This window comes from Bacteroidota bacterium, from assembly GCA_036522515.1.
Classification (GTDB): Bacteria; Bacteroidota; Ignavibacteria; order UBA10030; family SZUA-254; genus VBOC01.
In genome coordinates this window covers 54,181-72,134 of the sequence record DATDFQ010000054.1, presented here as the reverse complement: position 1 = coordinate 72,134, position 17,954 = coordinate 54,181, and the positions used below count along the sequence as shown (strand labels likewise).

Sequence of the window (17,954 nt, the reverse complement as noted above, 5' to 3'; positions counted from 1 at the left end):
ATCTTTATTCTTTATCTCGCTCCCATGCTCCGCGTGGGAGCGTGGAAATGGGACGCTCTGCGTCCCGACCTGGTTGCGGCGCAGAGCGCCGCGGATTGCGTTCCCACGCAGAGCGTGGGAACGAGGCGGTGGATAAATTAACACGCGGTCTCCTCGCAGCACTTTTGCTCCTGCCGGCAATCCTCTCTGCGCAACAGGACCCGCTCCGGTATCGCTTCGACGGCCGTTACGGTCAGGTCGAGGTCGGAGGAGTCTATGCGGGCGCCGAATTTCATGAGAGCCGCCCGCTTCCGGCCCGGATCAGTTTCTACTATCCGGTCGCGAACAGCATCGACCTGAGCACCGACTACTGGAAACGGGGCGACTCCCGGCCGATGGCCCTCGGCATCAGGATCGGCAACGGCCCGAAGCGCTGGCTTGGCCGCAACGGATGGAGCTACACGCTCAGCCCGCACAAGGTGCGATTCGAATCTGAGGAAGGTCAGCTGGGTTGCGCGCTCCAGTACGAGTTCTGTCTCGACGAACCGGCCATGGTCGCGACCCTCGCCTTCACCAATAATTCCGCCTCTCCGGTTCCCCTTGAGGTCTATACCCACCTGAAGACAACCCTCCGCACCTGCCAGACATACGCCAGAAAAGATTCCGCGTGGAGCTTCTCCGACTCCTCCCTTGGCGCGGTCCTGGCGAATTTCGACGACTCCGATGCGGCCCGCGCGGCGGTTTTCGTGATGAACGCGGGCGCCCGCCCCGTCTACCGGTGCACGAGCGCGAGCCAGCTCGCAATCACCGACAGCGGAACATCGGCGTGGATCTCCCCGAACTTCACCCCGCCCCGCCCGGATGAATCGGGCGGGCGAACCATTCCCGCCGCAGCGTTCATCTACCGCGAACAGATCGCACCGCACGATTCTCTTGTGATTGTCCAGATTGTGGGGAGCTGCAAACGGATTGAACTGAAGCAGCGGCTCTCCCGGATCGCCGCCGGGTGGCGCGAGGAACTGAGCGGCTATGACCGGTTCGTCGTCCGGAAAGCGCGGGAAGAGGCGCGCTTCGTGACCGGCGATGAGTGGCTTGACCGCTCCGCGATCTGGGCCCGGGGGCTTCTCGCCACGAACCGGCATGCTCTCGACGGCGAGGTCGTTCCGATGCCCTGTCCGGCGGAATACAACTTCTTTTTCACGCACGACCTTATCCTGACGAACCTGGGAGCGGTCAATTTCGACCTCGATCGCGTTCGTCAAAACCTGTCGTACGTCGCGTCTCATTCGAAAGACCTCATCATCCCCCACGCCTACTACTGGCGCGACGACGGATACAAGACTGAATACTGCGATCCGGAAAACTGGAACCATCTCTGGTTCATCATCGTAACGGCGCGGTACCTCCGCCACTCGGGTGATGACTCCCTGGGGAATCTTCTCTACCCGCTTGTGACGAAGAGCCTGACAGAAATCCTTTCCCACCGGACCCCGGAAAACCTCATGCATGCCTACCGCCCCGATTGGTGGGACATCGGGCACCGCGAAGGCCCGAGATCCTATCTCACGATCCTCACCGTACGGGCGCTGCGGGATTACGTCTATATCAGCACCCTCCTGGGACACCGCTCTGAAGGCCTCCTCGAATACGAATACCTCGCCGAAGCGATGCAGAAGGCGCTGAACGACCGCCTCTGGGACGACTCGCTCAAGTACCTGATCAACTACAACGAAGGAAGAAAAGACGAGCACTATTATATGGGGTCGCTCCTCGGCGCGGTCTACGGCGAACTCGATCGATCCAGGTCGGAATCGCTCGTCGGGAGCGCCGCCTCGAAGCTCCTCCGTTTTCCGGCCGGCATCATGAATGTCGCTCCCCCCGATTTCCATACCGATTCCGCGCGGAGTTTTTTCCGCTTCGCGGGGAACGAAGCGGGCGACCCGTATCTCTACGCGAACGGCGGGATCTGGCCGCACGCGAACGCATGGTATGCGCTCGCGCTCAACTCGATCGGGCGGGCGGATAGCGCCCTGAAATTTGTGAAGGCGGTCATGACGCTCGACGGCGTGGCGCGGAGTCCGCAGGGGGTTCCCGCGATGTACGAATACCGGTTCTCCGATCACTCATCCCCGAAGTTCGGGATGATCGACAAGCCCTCGTTCATGTGGGCGGCCGGGTTCTATCTCAACGTGCTCTACGAGCTCTGCGGGTTCCGGGATAACGAATGGAACCTTTCTCTTGCGGAGGAGCTCCCCCTCATGCCCGATTCGATCCGTTGCACCTACGCCTTCGGCGGATCGCACGAAGTGACGCTGACAGGAAAGGCCGACCGGTTGCGTTCGATCGTGAGCGGAGGCCGGAGCCTGCCCTCGCTTGTCCTGCCGCTCGACGCCCGCGCCCCGGGCTCGCTCGCCGCAACCTACGGCACGCCCGAGACCCCTTACCTTGAGAGCGTCAACGCGATCCTGCAACACGCCGGGTATTCCGGGAATACCGGGACGATGACGCTGCTCCTCTCCTCCTTCAAGCTCCATCGGATCGCCGCACGCGTCATCTCACCCTTCTTTCTGAAGAAGATGTTGATCGACGGGAAGGCCAGAACCTCCTACAAGCGGTCGATCGGCCCCGACGGGCTGATCGAGTACCGCATTTCTCTTGTCGGGACCGACGCGCCCCAGACGGTGGAACTCAAATTTCAGAACAGATGAAAGTCGCGCTGTTTAACAAGCCGCACGACCTGACGGTCACGACGAAGCCCCTCCGCAAACTGGAGGCGGGAGAGGTGCTCGTCCGGGTGGACGCCTGCGGCGTCTGCGGGACGGACGTCCACATCGTGGAGGGAACCTCGCGTTCCACTCCTCCGGTCGTGCTCGGGCATGAATATGCCGGGGTCGTCGAGTCCGGGGCGCGCGGGGCAGGCAGCGGCAAGACCGGCCTCCGCGTGGCGGTCGATCCGAACATCTCCTGCGGCGCGTGCTTTTTCTGCCGCCGGGGCCTGGTGCATCTCTGTTCGAATCTCCGGGCGCTCGGTGTGGATATCGACGGGGGCATGGCCGAGTTCTGCATCGTTCCGGAGTCCCAGCTCCATCCGATCCCGGCCGGGATGTCGACCGAGGCGAGCGCTTTCATCGAGCCGGTCTCCTGCGCGATTCATGGAATCGACAGGGCGAACATCCGGCAGGGAGATGCGGTCGCCATCATCGGAGGAGGAACGATCGGACTCCTGATGCTCCAGCTCGCCAGGAATGCCGGCGCGGGAAAGACGATCGTTCTCGAGCCTTTGAAGGAAAAGCGGCAGATCGCCTCGCTTCTGGGAGCGGATCTGGTCTTGAATCCCTCCGACGGAGACCCGAATTCCGCCCTGCGCGATCTCTTCCCCGAAGGCACCGATGCGGTGATCGAGTGCGTCGGAAAGGTGGAAACGATGAAACTAGCGGTCGAGCTGGCCCGGCGCGGCGGAACCGTCGAATTCTTCGGCGTGAGCCCCCCGGGCGCCACCATCCCCGTGGAGCCCAACCAGGTTTATTTCAAGGAGCTGACGATCGTCGGTTCGTACGTGAATCCGCACACCTTCGGCCGTTCGATCGCCCTGCTCGACGCCGGGAAGGTCCGGACAGACCTCTTCCGGATAGACCAGTTCCCCCTCGACGGGGTGGGCGAGGCGCTTCGGCACCAGCGCGAGGGCCTGACGATCAAGAGCATCATTCTACCGCACTCATGAAACGGCCTGCTGAGGTTTCGTGCGTCGGTGAAGTGATCGTGGATTTCGTGTCGACGAGGGCGGGGGTTACGCTTGTAGATTCGCCCGGATTTTTGAAACATGCGGGAGGGGCGGCGGCGAACGTCGCTGTCGGACTTTCCCGGCTGGGCGTCCGCACCGCATTCCTCGGAAAAGTCGGGCGCGATCCCTTCGGGGAATTCCTGAAGCGCGAACTCGGGAAGCGGGGCGTGGACACCTCGGGCATCCGCACCGACGGCGCGCGCCGGACCAGGCTCGCGTTCGTCTCGCGGACGAAATCCGGCGACCGCGATTTCGCCTTCTGGGAACGCGATCCGGCGGATGAATTCATTGAGACCCGGGACATCGACTTCACGCAGATTTCAGGATCCAGAATCGTTCATCTGGGATCATTTCCGCTTCTGAGAGAGCCTGCACGCACGACCATGATAGAGATTGCGCAAAAGGCCGTACGATCCGGAATGGCGGTCTCGTTCGACCCTAACATAAGGTTGTCCCTCTGGAACTCCCGGCGCGAGGCAAAACACGTTTCTCTTGCCATGGTGAAGCTGAGCTCGATCCTGCGGCTGAACGACACCGAGGCGCAATTCCTGACAGGGAGCAGGAGCGTCCATGGCGCCGCGCGAAAACTCCTCGGCCTCGGACCGCTCATCGTCGTGATCACCGCCGGCGGGAGGGGATGCCACGCCTACACCGGCGGGACCTCGGTGTTCGTCCCCGGATTCAGGGTGAGGGCCGTCGACACGACCGGATGCGGGGATAGTTTTCTTGCCGCCCTGCTCTTCGGGATTCTGAAAAACGCAAACCGGTTCGGAGAGCTTCCTGCAACCGCGCTTGAGTCGATCTGCAGGTTCGCGAACGCGGCAGGCGCCCTGACGGCGACAAGATTCGGCGTCATTTCCTCTCTCCCGACCCGCTCACAGGTGGAGTCGTTTCTCGAACGAACATGGAGGGGCTCATGAAACGGGTGCTCGCGGCTTTCTCTCTTCTGCTGATGGTCCTGCCGATACTCTGCGCGCAGGAACAGGCAGGGCTCGTCAATTTCAATCACCTCCGGCACCTGACGGAGCGGATCGAATTTCTCGGAGACAGCGTCGATATTGTGCACGTCTATGCCAATTACCCCGATTACGGCTGGGTCGGCGCCGCCGAATCGGGGCTCGAGGGCGTCGCTTGCGTGGATGACGCCGGCCGGGCTGCCGTCGTCTATCTCCGCCATTATGAGCTCACCGGATCTGAAGAGAGCCGAAAGAGAGCGGTTTCGCTCCTGAAATTCATCGTGAAGATGGAAACTCCCGACGGCAAATTCTACAACTTTGTCCTTCAGGACCACTCCATCAATACCGGGGGCAAGACCAGCTTCAAGTCGTTCGGGTGGTGGGCCGCCCGGGCTGTCTGGTCGATGGGGCTCGGCTGCAGGATACTGGCCCCGAAGGATTCGTCGTTCGCGGCCATGCTTCGCCTGGGGGTGGAACGAACCTTCCCGAATATCGATTCGCTCCTAGCGGCCTACGGCAAGGAGAAAGAGGTTCGCCATCTTCGCATTCCGGGGTGGCTCTTCTACGAGTCTGGCGCGGATGCGACGTCTGAGCTGCTCCTGGGGCTGAACAATTATTTCGCGGCCACGAAGGATAAGAGGGTGAAGGGGTACATCGAGAAGCTCGCCCGCGCTCTTATGACGATGCAGGAGGGCGACCTGAAGACATTCCCCTACGGGTTGCACCGGTCGTGGGAGACGATGTGGCACATGTGGGGAAACGGCCAGACTCAGGCCCTCGCGCTCTCGGGCAGGATTCTGAAAGACTCGACGATGGTCGAATCAGCCAGGCGTGAAGCGGAAGGGTGGTACAGCCGTTTGCTCATCGAGGGGTTCATGAAGGAGCTCGACGTGGCGGACAGCACGAAGAGGACCGGGTTTGAACAGATCGCGTACGCCGTCCGTCCGATGGCGGTGGGCTTGATCCGGTTGTACGAAGCGACGAATGACCCCCGTTATCTCACGATGTCCGGATTGGCGGCCTCGTGGCTTCTTGGGAACAACGTCCTCGGGCAGCCGATGTACGATTCCGCAAACGGGCGATGCTTCGACGGAATCAGGGATTCGACGACGCTCAACAGGAACTCGGGCGCGGAGTCGACGATCGAAGCCCTCGCCACGCTTGTCGAGGTGGAGCAGCTCCCTCTTGCCAGGAAGTATCTTTATTACAAGAAGGTCTTCAGCCGGCGTGGTTCGGACTATATCTGTGGGCTCTTCCGCAATCCGGCCGGTGAGGAGCTGACACTCGCAATCGACCTGAAGAAGCCGGAGTTGCTGATTCTGGAAGGGACGAAGAGTGCGGAGTTTCAGGAAGCGCGAAAACATGATTGAGGCGGGGCCCGGTAGGCGCGACCTTCAGGTCGCGTTCCGTTTCGCGGGACAGAGACCGCAGCCTAAAGGCTGCGGCTACCGAATATCTAGAGGCATCGGTAGCCGCAAGCTTTAGCTTGCGGGATCCGGATAACAATCAGAGGTAGTTGGATGAGCAACGTACGGGTGATCATAATCGCCGCGGCCCTGGTCCTCAACGGGGCTGATCTCTCCGCCCAGCAAACGTCCGTTCCCCGCATCGATCTGATGCCCAACCGGCCGTCCCCCTATCTCATGCGCAACTGGAAAGAGGTCGCGCGAGGTTACGATTCGCTGGTCTTCAATTTCAACCTCACAGGCGCGTATCTTCCTCTTGTCTGGCTCAACACATCCCCCGTCAATTACCCATCCCATAACAGTTTCGGGCTCCACACGGTCGTCGGGACCAACGCCCCCGGATCGGCGGAGGGGATCAATTGCCTGCCGGCCGTCGTGAGCGCGACGCTCGCCGGTATAGATAAAAGCAACCAGAACGGTTACCCTTGGAGCCTGATGGCTGAAGAGTGGTTCAACCGGCGCGCAAGCCAGAATGTCTACAAGAACCACCCCGTGGACGATACGGGCGACGATTGGTGGTATGAGACGATGCCGAACGTCTTCTTCTACCAGCTCAACTCCCTCTATCCCGGGACGGGCGATTTCAACTACCAGTTCACCACGGTCGCGGACCGGTGGAACGAGGCCCTCCGTGCGATGGGCGGAAACACCGCGCCGTGGCAGGTCCCTAATATGAATCACCGTGGATGGTATCTCCAGACCATGACCCCGTACGATAACGGCGTGCGCGAGCCGGAAGCGTCCGGGGCCATCGCGTGGCTGTCGTACAACGCGTACGTCAATACAGGGGATGCGCGCTACCGTATCGGGGCCGAGTGGGCGATGGAATTTCTCAACGCGCAGGCCTCGAATCCCTCCTACGAGTTGCAGCTCCCGTACGGCACATACCTCGCCGCGCGGATGAACGCCGAGCTCGGAACGGCGTACGATGTCGATAAGATGGTGAACTGGTGTTTTAACGTGGGCCCCCTTCGCTCCTGGGGCGCCATGGTCGGGACCTGGGGCGGGTACGACTGCAGCGGACTGATCGGCGAGGTGAACGGGATCAACGATTACGCCTTCTCGATGAATACCTTCGAGCAGATCGGCGCGCTTGTCCCCCTGGTGCGGTACGAGCCGCGGTTTGCAAGAGCGATCGCAAAATGGGTCCTGAACGCGGCCAATGCTTCGCGGCTCTTCTATCCCAATTACCTGCCCGACAACCGCCAGGACAGCAGACAGTGGTCGAGCCACTACGATTCGGGCTCCGTGATCGCCCATGAGGCGCTTCGCCAGTTTAACGGAAGCACTTCGCCCTATGCGACGGGAGACGCCATCAGCGGCGGATGGGGACAGACGACGCTCACGCTCTACTCCTCCTCCCACGCCGGAATTCTCGGAGGGATCGTCGACACCACGGGGGTCCCGATGATCCTCAAGCTCGACGTTCTAAAAACGGATTACTACCATGCCCCGGCGTATCCGACCTATCTGTTGTACAACCCGTACGATTCTGCGGCGACGGTCGGCATCGACGCCGGACCCGGGCAACACGATCTCTACGACGCGGTCTCGAAAACATTTCTGAGCACGGGAGTAACGGGTTCCACCCCGCTCCTGCTCGGGCAGAATAGCGCAGCGCTGATCGTTGTCGCCCCCGCGGGCGGCGCGGTCGCTTACGATCTCGACAGGATGCTCATCGACGGTGTCGTCGTCGATTTCCATTCAGGGCATCCCGTTGCGAATTATCCCCCGAGGATCAAGGCTCTCGCGGCGGACAAGTCAACCCTCCTCCGCTCGGACACCGCCAGATTCTACTGTACCGCCTCCGACCGCAACGGCGACAACCTCACGTTCGTATGGCGATCATCCCGCGGAAGCGTGCTCGGCGCCGGGAGCTCTGTTCGGTGGGTCGCGCCCGATTCGATTGGGAGCGATACGGTGAGGTGCACCATCATGGACGGCCACGGCGGGGAGGACTCCGCGCGCGTTATCCTCAGCGTGGCCGCCTTTATCGACCATCCTCCCTTGATATCGAAAATGGCCGCTGACCCGAGGAAAATCGACCTGGGATCGGGGACCCAGTTGGCCTGCAGCGCAAGCGACCCCGACTCCGACTCTCTCACCTACACATGGGCATCGAACCAGGGTTCCGTTGCCGGCTCAGGGCCCACGGTGAGCTGGACCGCCCCCTCTGTTGCCGGCAACTACTTTATTTATTGCACGGTCGACGATGGGCGCGGCGGTGAGGCGCTCGACAGCATCGGCATTGAAGTGAGAGATTTTTCGCTGGTTCAGAACGGAAACATGTTGGCCTATTTTCCGCTTAGCGGCAACGCGGTCGATTCAAGCGGTTTCAACAACAACGGCGCCCTCCACAACGTCACGTTCGTGGCCGACCGGAACGGCGCCGCGGGGAGAGCCGCTTCGTTCAACGGAACAACGGGGTATATAGACGTTCCCAATTCCGCGGGCCTCAATTTTCAACAGGCGATCACGGTGAATTTCTGGATGAAAATCGGCGCTTTTTTTACCCGGGAGCAATATCCGCTTTCCCATGGGAACTGGCAAAATCGCTGGAAGCTCTCCATCACGAATAATCATCTCCGGTGGACTGTGAAGACCTCAGCCGGAATTAAGGATCTCGACTCCGAGACCGAACTCACGACCGGGACCTGGTACAACGTGACGGGGCTCTACGACGGATCGGATTTTGAGCTTTACCTGAACGGCAACCTTGACGCATTCTCGACCTGGTCGGGTCCAATTCTGACGACCACGATCGATCTCACCGTCGGGCAGGATCTCCCGACGGAACAGACGTACAACTTTCAGGGAGTGCTCGACGAGATCCGCATCTACGACCACCCGCTGACAGTCAATCAGATTCAGGGGCTTGCGAGCGGCCTCTCCTCCGCCGGGCAGGATCCAGTCGTCCCCAACGGCTTCATGTTGAGCCAGAACTATCCGAACCCGTTTAATCCCGTCACGCGCATCGATTATTCCGTTCCGGCCGCGCCGGGACACAACGACAGAAATTTCCGGGCGGGCCGCGTAGTGCTCGCGGTTTACGATCTGCTCGGCCGCGAGATCGCGTTGCTGGTCAATCAGGATAAGAGTCCGGGAACGTACCATGTCACATGGGATGCCGGCAACCAGCCGGGCGGCGTCTACTTTTACCGGCTCACGACTCCCGGTTCGCAGATGACGAGGAAACTGCTGCTGATACGGTAGCCGGACCGGTAGCCGCAAGCTTCAGCTTGCGGGCTTTTCTCGCTCCCACGCTCCGCGTGGGAGCGGACCGCATCCTAAAGGCTGCGGCTACCGATACGAATGGTAAACTGCATTCCACTAACTTAGGATCTCATCCGATCATGACAAAATCTATCAATCTCAACGGGCGATGGCAATTCAGGGCGGTGGATAAATACCGGACCCTCCCGCCGAAATCCCGGAGCCTCACGCGCTGGATGAAGGCGTCGGTCCCGGGGACGGTCCACACCGACCTGCTGGCCAACAAAAAGATTCCCGATCCGTTCTACCGGCTGAACGAGTCTGCGGTTCAATGGGTAGATTCGGTGGCCTGGGAGTACCGCCGCTCATTCCGGATTCCGGCCCGTCTCTTGAAGACGTACAAGCTCGAGCTCGCGGCCGCGGGGCTCGACACCTACGCGACGATCCGGATAAACGGAAAATCGGCGGGATCCTCCTCAAACATGTTCATCGAGCACAGGTTCGATGTGACCCGGTATCTCCGTGCGGGGATGAACAGGATTGAGATCCTCCTCGATGCGCCCGAGGTGCGTGCGAACCGTCTTGAACAGAAACACGGCAGGCTCGCCGTCTCCCACAGCCCCCAGCGCGTGTACGTCCGGAAGGCCCAGTACTCCTTCGGCTGGGATTGGGGGCCGAAACTGACCACATCCGGCATCTGGCGCAGAATTTCGATCGAGGCGACCCCGTATGTTCGGTTGGCGCATCCCTTCGTCAAGGTCCTTTCGGTTTCCGGGAGTGAGGCTCATCTCGAACTCTCCGTGGATATCCGGGGAATATCCGCCGGGCCGCTCGAGCTTCGCGCGATGGTCAAAGGAGGAAGGACCTCTTTCGAAGCCGTGAAGGTCGTGAAAAAACACCGTGAGACGCTTCGTATTCGCATCCCCGACCCCGAGCTCTGGTGGCCGAGCGGATCGGGGAGCCAGCCGTTGTACTCCGCCCTCTTCTTCGTGTCGATCGGAGGAAAGGTGGCGGACAGGGTTGAGACCACATTCGCAATTCGCACGGTCAAACTCCTCCAGGATCGCGACAGGGAGGGAACAACGTTCATCATCGAAGTCAACGGCGTCAAGACCTTCTGCAAGGGAGCCGATTGGATCCCGTGCGATACCTTTCTTCCGAGGGTTTCCGATGAGACCTACACGACGCTCCTGACGATGGCGCGGGACGCTCACATGAACATGATTCGCGTCTGGGGGGGCGGAATCTACGAGGAGGAAATCTTCTACGAGCTCTGCGACCGGCTCGGACTGATGGTATGGCAGGACTTCATGTACGCCTGCGGGGAGTACCCCGAGGAGCCGTGGTTCCTGAATCAGGCTCGTGATGAAGCTGAATCCGTCGTCCGAAGATTGCGCAATCACGCGAGCATCGTCCTCTGGTGCGGGAACAACGAATGCGAATGGTCGTATTGCACCGATCATCCGGGGAAGAAGCCGGACGACATGAGGGGGGCGAGGATTTTTCGGGATATCCTGAAGCGCGTCTGCCGGGAACTCGACGGAACGCGGCCCTACTGGCGAAGCTCTCCCTTCGGAGCGGGCTTCCCGAACGCCGAATCGAACGGCAACCATCACCAGTGGACAGTCTGGAGCGCGTGGAAGGATTACACCGGATACGAAAAGGATTCTGCGCGATTCGTGACGGAGTTCGGCTTTCAGGCCGGGGCCGACCCGGAAACGATGAAGGAGGTGACACTGGAATCGGACCGCCACATCCAGAGCGCGGTGATGGAACGCCACAACAAGCAGGTCGAGGGGACGGAGCGGCTGATCCGTTTTCAGGCGGCGCATTACCGCCTGGGGGAAAGGTTCGACCGCTTCCTCTATAAGAGCCAGCTGGTCCAGGCGCATGCGCTGAAATGCGGGGTGGAGCACTGGCGGAGGAGGAAGTTCCTCTCGGCGGGAGCTCTCTTCTGGCAATTGAACGACTGCTGGCCGGTCAGCAGCTGGGCGGTGATCGATAGCGGGCTCCGCCCCAAGGCGGGGTACTACTTTGCAAAGAGGTTTTACGCTCCCCTGCTCGTCAGTTTCAAGGGGGTCCCGGAGGGGGTCGAAGTGTGGGTCACAAACGACCGCACAGAACCGGCGGCGGGCTCGGTTGCGATCGCTCTTCGCTCAGTCGAAGGGAAGCAGGCCTGGCTGAAGGTGGTGCCGCTCAGCGTACCGCAAAACACCTCGCACCGGGTCTTTACGATCGATCGCGGGCGCTATGAGGACTTTGATCCGTCGATTCATTATCTTCATGCGACTCTGCGCGACCAGGGAGCGCCGCTCTCCGAGAACCGGTTCTTCTTCCTGGAACCCAAACACCTCGGCCTGCCTCGCGCGCGCGTGACCGGGACGTTTCGCAAGACGAAGGATGGAACGGTGGAATTAAAGCTCCGCTCGGATAAATTCGCAATGGGTGTCTGCGCTCGCATCCACGGCGGGGAGACGACGTTCAGCAACAACTTCGTGGATCTCGACGCAGGCGGCGCTGTGACCATCGTCGTCGCGTCGCGGTTCGGGATCAAAGAATTACAGAAAAAGCTTTCGCTCGGTTGGCTCTAGGCGTTTGTCCAGCTTTGTCACCCTGAGCCTACGCTTGTCATCCTGAGCGAAGCGAAGGATCTCTGCGCTAGATGAATTAGGATGACAGATTCTTCGTCGCTTCGCTCCTCAGAATGACAATCGAAAGGAAAAAACTACAATGCGCTTCGTAACATCGATTTTACTCATACTGTTCTTCACCGCCGGGTTCGCCCACGCCCAGGTTGCCGCACCGCCTGCCGCGGCCGCGGCGCCTGCCCCGCCACCGTCCCCCTCTTCCGGAATCCGGAACAAGATTGCCGCAGGGGACCTCTTGAGCGCGGAGTCGATCCTGGAGGTGCACCGCGCGAAAAATGGTGAGGACGGCCCCTGGCTCACGGCGCTTTCGTGGCTCGCCCGCGGCGCGCTGCTGGTGGGCGACACCATGAAGGCGGGACGATACGCCGCCCAGGTGCGCGCGAGCTGCGCCGACCGGATGGCACACGGCACCGAGATGAAAAAAGATCATGACCTCGAGTACGCTTTCGGTACGGCGATCGAGGTGGAGGCCCAGCTCCTTGAGCGGTCCAAAGGTGTCTCCCGGGCCGCGGAGTATATCAACGGGGAGCTTGCTCAGGTGAAAGACCCCGTATCACTGGTTTCACGGCTCAACAAACGCCTCAATATGCTGACGCTTGCAGGAAAGCCTGCGCCCGAGCTGAAGGTCGAAGATTTCGTGGGGAACCCGCCTCCGACACTCGCCTCGCTTCGCGGCAAACCGGTTCTCCTCTTCATCATGTACCAGGGGTGCGGCGACTGCAAAGCGCAGGAAGCGACGCTCGCCCGTGTCAAGTCGCGTTACGAGAAGAAAGGGTTGCAGGTGGTGGCGCTCACCCGCTATTACGACGAGGATTCAGTCCGGGTGCATGAAAAATTCATGATCGACAGCGTCTGGAAGTCGGTCTACGCCGACGTGGGAGCCATTCCCATCGTGATCAGCACCGCATCAATGGAACGATACGGGGGTTCCAGCACGCCGACGTTCGTGTTTGTGGATGGTGAGGGGATCGTGAGGGGATATACTCCGACAAGATTGACCGAGGCGGAATTTGACCGGTTCCTCGAACCGATCATGAAGTGAAGTAGTGGTAGCCGCAATCTTAAGATCGCAGCAAGAAAAAGCCCGCAGCCTGAAGGCTGCGGCTACCTATCACAATGGGTATCGGTAGCCGCAAGCTTTAGCTTGCGGGTTCTGAGCCTTGCGTGCTAAGAATTGAAGAACCGCTCGATCTCGGCCCTGGAAATCCTCCCCGCGAGAACCACACTATCGGCCCCCGCGTACGGAAAGTAGCAGTCCCCCCCGTAGAAGTGAGCTCCGCAGACGAAGAGAACGTTATTCACACCAAGTTCCGGGTCGCCTGACGTCTCCGCGGGAGTCTCCGGGCACATCAGCATTTCATTCCTCCCTACCACGAGCGAGCCCGACTTCCACTCCAACGAAGCTATCCCCAAATCGTACTCCCTCGTTCCATCCACCGCCCGGTTGCCGATATGATAGAGCATCAGGTGGCGGTCCGATACCCGCATCGGCGGCGCTCCTCCCCCGATCCATGTGTCTTTAAACGGAGGATTCGGAACAGGCTTCATCAAGACTCCGCGGCTCTCCCATTCGCCGAACAGGCCCGGGCTCTGAGCCCAGTGAACGCACATCGGATCTTCGCCTTCCATCGGGCGATGGAGCATGGTGTATTTCCCGCCCATCTGCTCCCCGAACAGAATCGCATTCTTGTTGTCGATCGTGTTGATTTTGCCTTGAAGCAGGCCGTGTTTTTCCCAGCGGACGAAATCAAGCGTTGACGCGACAGCGATGCGGATCTTGTTTTTCGGTGTTCCCGATCCGTACGCCGTGTAGATCAGGACAAACCTTTCGCCGACCTTCGTAATCCGCCCGTCCTCCACCCCCAGGTTGTCGTACGGCGTGTCAGGAAGGAGAACCGGCGCATCGTGCCGGGCAAGCAATTCCAGTTGGGGGGAAAGGAGAGCCAACCCCATCGAGGACGGGGCCACCCCCGTGCCCTTGACCGTCGCTCCCTGCGCCCGGTAGAGGAGAACGCACAGCGCATCCCGTCCGGCGAGTGAATCCCTTGTGCGGCGGTCGAAGGGAGAACTGGCGACAATCTCCGCGATCCGGTCCCGCCCTTCGACGAGGACAGACGCGGGGTTAAACGTGACCTTGCTCTCCCAGGGATGGGCTGTGATCTTTTCCAGAACCGGTTTGCCGCCGTGCAGCCGTTCGACTCTAACTGTGGACGGGAGGGGAGTCACTCGGTGGAGTGTTCATGGAGGCTGTGCAGAATTTCGTCGAAGTAGGGCTTCTCCTTCAATCCCGCGCGGGAGCCCGGGAACTCCAGAATGCTGATGTCGGCGCTCTCATCTTCGAAATCGTTCAGGACGACCGCGCAGCGCTGATCGTGGGAGAGACGGATGTTGTCGATCACCGGAAAGTCGAAAAAGTCGACCCAGAATTCCACGACGCTCGGGTCGGTGGATGCGAGCGAGGTATCGGCGAGCGTCCTTACCTCGAGGCGCACCTTCAGGCTTCGCGTCTTCAGGTCGGCCTCGAGCGCGAAGATCCTGAAGTTCCGCAAGGTCTCCCCCACGGCGAGCGTGTCGTCATCAAGCTCCATGCCGCCGGGGGTATTCCGGAGGGTATCAAGGTCGATCCTCCGCTGGAATTTCTTGCCCGCCTCCTCCAGCACCCACATTTGTTTCCGCGTCACCTCCCGCGCCACCGTTTCGAGACGCGTCTGGAACTCCTGGCGCTGTGTCGTATCCCTGAGCCGCGTGATTTCCCGTTGCAGATGAAGGAACAGGGGCTTGAGGTTGAGGGATTCGTGAAAGTTCTCGGTCAGAAGCTCAAGGTTGAGGACCTGCGACTCGAGGGAGCCCGCCGACGTGCCGGCGGAAAGGAACGATCCGATGATGGAGTTGAACATGTCCTTCCGCAGCGCGCTTTCCGATTCCTCCCGCTTGCTCATCAGTTCGGAGTAGAGGCGCGAATTGGAATCGAGCGCCTGCCGGGACTCGATCACTCTCGAACCGTAGAACCCGAGCCCTGCCACCGCCAGGGCGGTCAGAAGGCCCCCGACCGGTTCGAGGATGACCTTCGCCTTTTCCCATCCGTCTTTTTTGCCGGGCTGGTCGTTCTCTCCGGATTCCGCCATCGTTATTTCCTCTTCAGCGTATAGACCGTGTCCTTCTTCTCGATGGTGAAGTCATAGCGGGTCGATTTCGGATACGAGAAGATCTGGATCGAGGGAGCTTTCTCTGCGAAGTGGACCGTCAGCGAACACTTCCCTTTTTCGGCGACGTACAACCGGTACGACCCGTACGCGTCGGTCTCCCCGCTATATGTTTTCGCCGAGGAGGTGATATCGACCTTCACTCCCTTGGGCAGGACTTTTCCGTCCGCCTTGATCGTACCGAACACCTCGCCCGCGAGAGCGGAGGAAACAGGGAGGAGAATCAAGAGGAGACAGAGAGCGGCCGCCGGCGCACCTTGGAACGAATATTTACTTTTCCGGATATTGATCATGCAGAGATTCCTTTTGGTGTTAAACCAAGTTATCCGAACCGTGAGAGAAAGTCAAGTCACCGCATTCCTGGGTTGTGTCTCGTTTTGTCATCCTGAGCGAAGCGAAGGATCTTGCCGGTCGGAAAGTCGAGATCCTTCGGTCGCTACGCTCCCTCAGGATGACATATTGGGGGAAATCGATACACAACCCATTCTTGTTTTCCTCCTGCGATCTTCTTAACTTGCCCTCCGTCGGGAGCGCTGCAACTGTAGCAACCACACGGCTGGAAGATTTGTTCCCCTGGGAGCGGGAATCCCCGCTTCGGCGGGTTTACTCAGAACCACCACTCAACGATGACAGACCAGGACAGGCTCGATCAGCTCTGCAGTAACACCCTGCGCACGCTCGCGATGGACGCGGTCCAGAAAGCCAATTCGGGACACCCCGGCATGCCGATGGGGATGGCGACTTCCGGATACGTTCTCTGGACACAATTCCTCCGCCACAATCCCTCAAATCCGGACTGGGAAAACCGCGACCGCTTCGTCCTCTCGGCGGGACACGGGTGCATGCTTCTCTATGGCCTCCTGCATCTCACCGGATACGATTTGAGCCTTGAAGACATCAAACAATTCCGGCAGCTCGGCAGCAAAACTCCGGGGCACCCCGAGTCGCATCTTGTCCCGGCGATCGAAACGACCACCGGACCGCTCGGCCAGGGGTTTGCCGTTGGAGTCGGCCTCGCGATCGGGGAGAAGTTCTTCGCGGCCCGGTACAACCGCCCCGGTTTCGACATCGTCGATTACCGCGTCTACGCGATCGTGAGCGACGGCGACCTGATGGAGGGAGTCGCCTCCGAGGCGGCCTCGCTCGCCGGCCATCTGCGACTGGGAAATCTGATCTATCTCTACGACGATAACCACATCTCGATCGAAGGAAACACCGATATCACTTTCACCGAAGACACGGCCCGGCGGTTCGAGGCCTACGGATGGCACGTGCAGGTGCTGCCCGACGGCAACGACGCGGGTGCGATCGCCGGAGCGATCCGGAAGGCCCGGGAAGTGACCGATCGCCCCTCCCTGATCAAGATCAGGACGCACATCGCCTACGGGAGCCCCAACAAGCAGGACAACGCCGAGGCGCATGGCGCGCCGCTCGGCGAGGACGAGGTGAGGCTCACGAAGAAAAACCTCGGATGGGATCCGGACAAACAATTCTATGTTCCGGAGGAGGCTCTGAACCGGTTCCGCGAGGCTATTCCGAACGGGAAGAAATCCGAGTCGGAATGGAACGAGATGTTCGACCGTTACAGCAAGGCATTCCCGGACCTTGCCCGGGAGTGGAAGCAGGGGAAGAGCCGGATGTACGGTGACGCGTGGAAGGAAGCCATCCCGTTGTTTTCGCCGGCGGACGGCGACATTGCGACACGCCAGGCCTCCGGAAAAGTGCTGAACGCGATCGCGCCGCACCTTCCGGCGCTGATCGGCGGGTCGGCGGATCTTGCTCCCTCCACCAACACTCTGACGAAGGGGGGCGGCGACTTCGAGCCGGCCAGCGAGACCGGGCGCAACTTTCATTTCGGGGTGAGGGAACATGCCATGGGCTCCGTCCTGAACGGTCTCGCACACACGAGAGGCATTATCCCCTATGGTGCGACCTTTCTGATATTCTCAGATTACATGCGTCCCGCCATCCGACTTGCGGCGTTGATGGGGATCAGGCCGATTTACGTCTTTACGCACGACAGCATCGGACTCGGCGAGGACGGCCCGACTCATCAGCCGATCGAGCAACTCGCCTCTCTCCGCTCCGTCATTAATCTCAAAGTGATCCGGCCGGCGGATCCGAATGAAACCGCCCAGGCCTGGAAAATAGCCATCGAACAGATGGACGGACCGGTGGCAATCGTCCTGACGCGGCAAAAAGTCCCGACCATCGACCAGGGCAAATACGCCCCCGCCCACAACCTCTCGCGCGGCGGGTACGTTCTTTCGGAAGCCCCCAACGGGGCTCCGGAAGCGATCCTGATCGGCACCGGCTCTGAGGTTCAACTCGCGCTCAAGGCCCAGGAACTTCTCGGGAAATCGGGAATCCAGGCACGCGTCGTCAGCATGCCCTGCACGGAGTTGTTCGACATGCAACCGGACGAATACAAGGAGTCTGTGCTTCCAACTTCGATCACCGCGCGCGTCGCGGTCGAGGCGGGAGTGAAGTTCGGCTGGGAGCGGTACATCGGCGCGCTCGGAGAATTTGTAGGGATGTCGGGCTACGGCGCTTCCGGGCCGGGCGCCGACGTCATGAAACACTTCGGGTTCACGGCGGAGCACGTTGTGGAACGGACAAAAGCCTCGCTCTCCCGGCAAGCTCCGATATCGCTCGTGCCGCAGAGAGAGAACTGATCCAACCCCCACTGGAGACCGCGTACAACTGAG

11 protein-coding genes are annotated in these 17,954 nt (G+C 60.5%); 8 read left to right on the top strand and 3 right to left on the bottom strand.

From position 1 onward, the window contains the following. Positions 1-128: 128 nt before the first annotated feature. The 7 genes from VI215_10230 to VI215_10200 all read left to right on the top strand — a co-directional run bounded on the left by VI215_10230 (position 129) and on the right by VI215_10200 (position 13,085). Positions 129-2,687, top strand: coding sequence for a hypothetical protein (locus VI215_10230; protein ID HEY6192685.1), 2,559 nt, complete (start codon positions 129-131; stop codon positions 2,685-2,687). Then, on the top strand, positions 2,684-3,700 hold the full coding sequence (locus VI215_10225) for a zinc-dependent alcohol dehydrogenase family protein (protein ID HEY6192684.1): 1,017 nt from the start codon (positions 2,684-2,686) through the stop codon (positions 3,698-3,700). Before VI215_10230 ends, VI215_10225 begins: the two co-directional genes overlap by 4 nt. After that, complete coding sequence (locus VI215_10220; GenBank protein ID HEY6192683.1) at positions 3,697-4,680, top strand: carbohydrate kinase; 984 nt, start codon at positions 3,697-3,699, stop codon at positions 4,678-4,680. The genes VI215_10225 and VI215_10220 overlap by 4 nt, the downstream gene beginning before the upstream one ends. Then, positions 4,677-6,086 (top strand): hypothetical protein, encoded by a 1,410-nt coding sequence (locus VI215_10215; GenBank protein ID HEY6192682.1) that lies wholly within the window; start codon positions 4,677-4,679, stop codon positions 6,084-6,086. The genes VI215_10220 and VI215_10215 overlap by 4 nt, the downstream gene beginning before the upstream one ends. Positions 6,087-6,236: 150 nt before the next feature. Next, the gene (locus tag VI215_10210) at positions 6,237-9,395 is read left to right on the top strand and encodes a LamG-like jellyroll fold domain-containing protein (GenBank protein HEY6192681.1); all 3,159 of its coding nucleotides are present in this window, start codon (positions 6,237-6,239) and stop codon (positions 9,393-9,395) included. Positions 9,396-9,535: 140 nt separating this feature from the next. Further along, on the top strand, positions 9,536-11,986 hold the full coding sequence (locus VI215_10205) for a sugar-binding domain-containing protein (GenBank protein HEY6192680.1): 2,451 nt from the start codon (positions 9,536-9,538) through the stop codon (positions 11,984-11,986). A 139-nt stretch (positions 11,987-12,125) separates the two neighbouring features. Continuing rightward, a complete protein-coding gene (locus tag VI215_10200; protein ID HEY6192679.1) occupies positions 12,126-13,085 on the top strand; it encodes a TlpA disulfide reductase family protein in 960 nt (319 codons plus the stop codon). A gap of 125 nt (positions 13,086-13,210) precedes the next feature. Here VI215_10200 and VI215_10195 read toward each other — a convergent pair whose 3' ends face one another. The 3 genes from VI215_10195 to VI215_10185 are packed head-to-tail and all read right to left on the bottom strand — an operon-like array spanning position 13,211 to position 15,539. Further along, complete coding sequence (locus VI215_10195) at positions 13,211-14,269, bottom strand: glycosidase (GenBank protein HEY6192678.1); 1,059 nt, start codon at positions 14,267-14,269, stop codon at positions 13,211-13,213. Beyond that, on the bottom strand, positions 14,266-15,168 hold the full coding sequence (locus VI215_10190) for a hypothetical protein (GenBank protein HEY6192677.1): 903 nt from the start codon (positions 15,166-15,168) through the stop codon (positions 14,266-14,268). The genes VI215_10195 and VI215_10190 overlap by 4 nt, the downstream gene beginning before the upstream one ends. Before the next feature lie 2 nt (positions 15,169-15,170). Next, positions 15,171-15,539 carry a hypothetical protein gene (locus VI215_10185; GenBank protein ID HEY6192676.1) on the bottom strand — a complete coding sequence of 123 codons (369 nt, stop codon included), beginning with the start codon at positions 15,537-15,539 and terminating at the stop codon, positions 15,171-15,173. 333 nt (positions 15,540-15,872) lie between these two features. Here VI215_10185 and tkt point away from each other — a divergent pair, with 333 nt between their 5' ends. Further along, positions 15,873-17,921 carry a transketolase gene (tkt, locus tag VI215_10180; GenBank protein HEY6192675.1) on the top strand — a complete coding sequence of 683 codons (2,049 nt, stop codon included), beginning with the start codon at positions 15,873-15,875 and terminating at the stop codon, positions 17,919-17,921. Positions 17,922-17,954 lie beyond the last annotated feature (33 nt).

Bases quoted from the DNA above. Each gene is read 5' to 3' on its own strand.
- tkt (HEY6192675.1), top strand. From the start codon at position 15,873: ATGACAGACCAGGACAGGCTCGATCAGCTCTGCAGTAACACCCTGCGC.
- VI215_10220 (HEY6192683.1), top strand. From the start codon at position 3,697: ATGAAACGGCCTGCTGAGGTTTCGTGCGTCGGTGAAGTGATCGTGGAT.
- VI215_10210 (HEY6192681.1), top strand. From the start codon at position 6,237: ATGAGCAACGTACGGGTGATCATAATCGCCGCGGCCCTGGTCCTCAAC.
- VI215_10215 (HEY6192682.1), top strand. From the start codon at position 4,677: ATGAAACGGGTGCTCGCGGCTTTCTCTCTTCTGCTGATGGTCCTGCCG.
- VI215_10200 (HEY6192679.1), top strand. From the start codon at position 12,126: ATGCGCTTCGTAACATCGATTTTACTCATACTGTTCTTCACCGCCGGG.
- VI215_10190 (HEY6192677.1), bottom strand. From the start codon at position 15,168: ATGGCGGAATCCGGAGAGAACGACCAGCCCGGCAAAAAAGACGGATGG.
- VI215_10225 (HEY6192684.1), top strand. From the start codon at position 2,684: ATGAAAGTCGCGCTGTTTAACAAGCCGCACGACCTGACGGTCACGACG.
- VI215_10205 (HEY6192680.1), top strand. From the start codon at position 9,536: ATGACAAAATCTATCAATCTCAACGGGCGATGGCAATTCAGGGCGGTG.
- VI215_10185 (HEY6192676.1), bottom strand. From the start codon at position 15,539: ATGATCAATATCCGGAAAAGTAAATATTCGTTCCAAGGTGCGCCGGCG.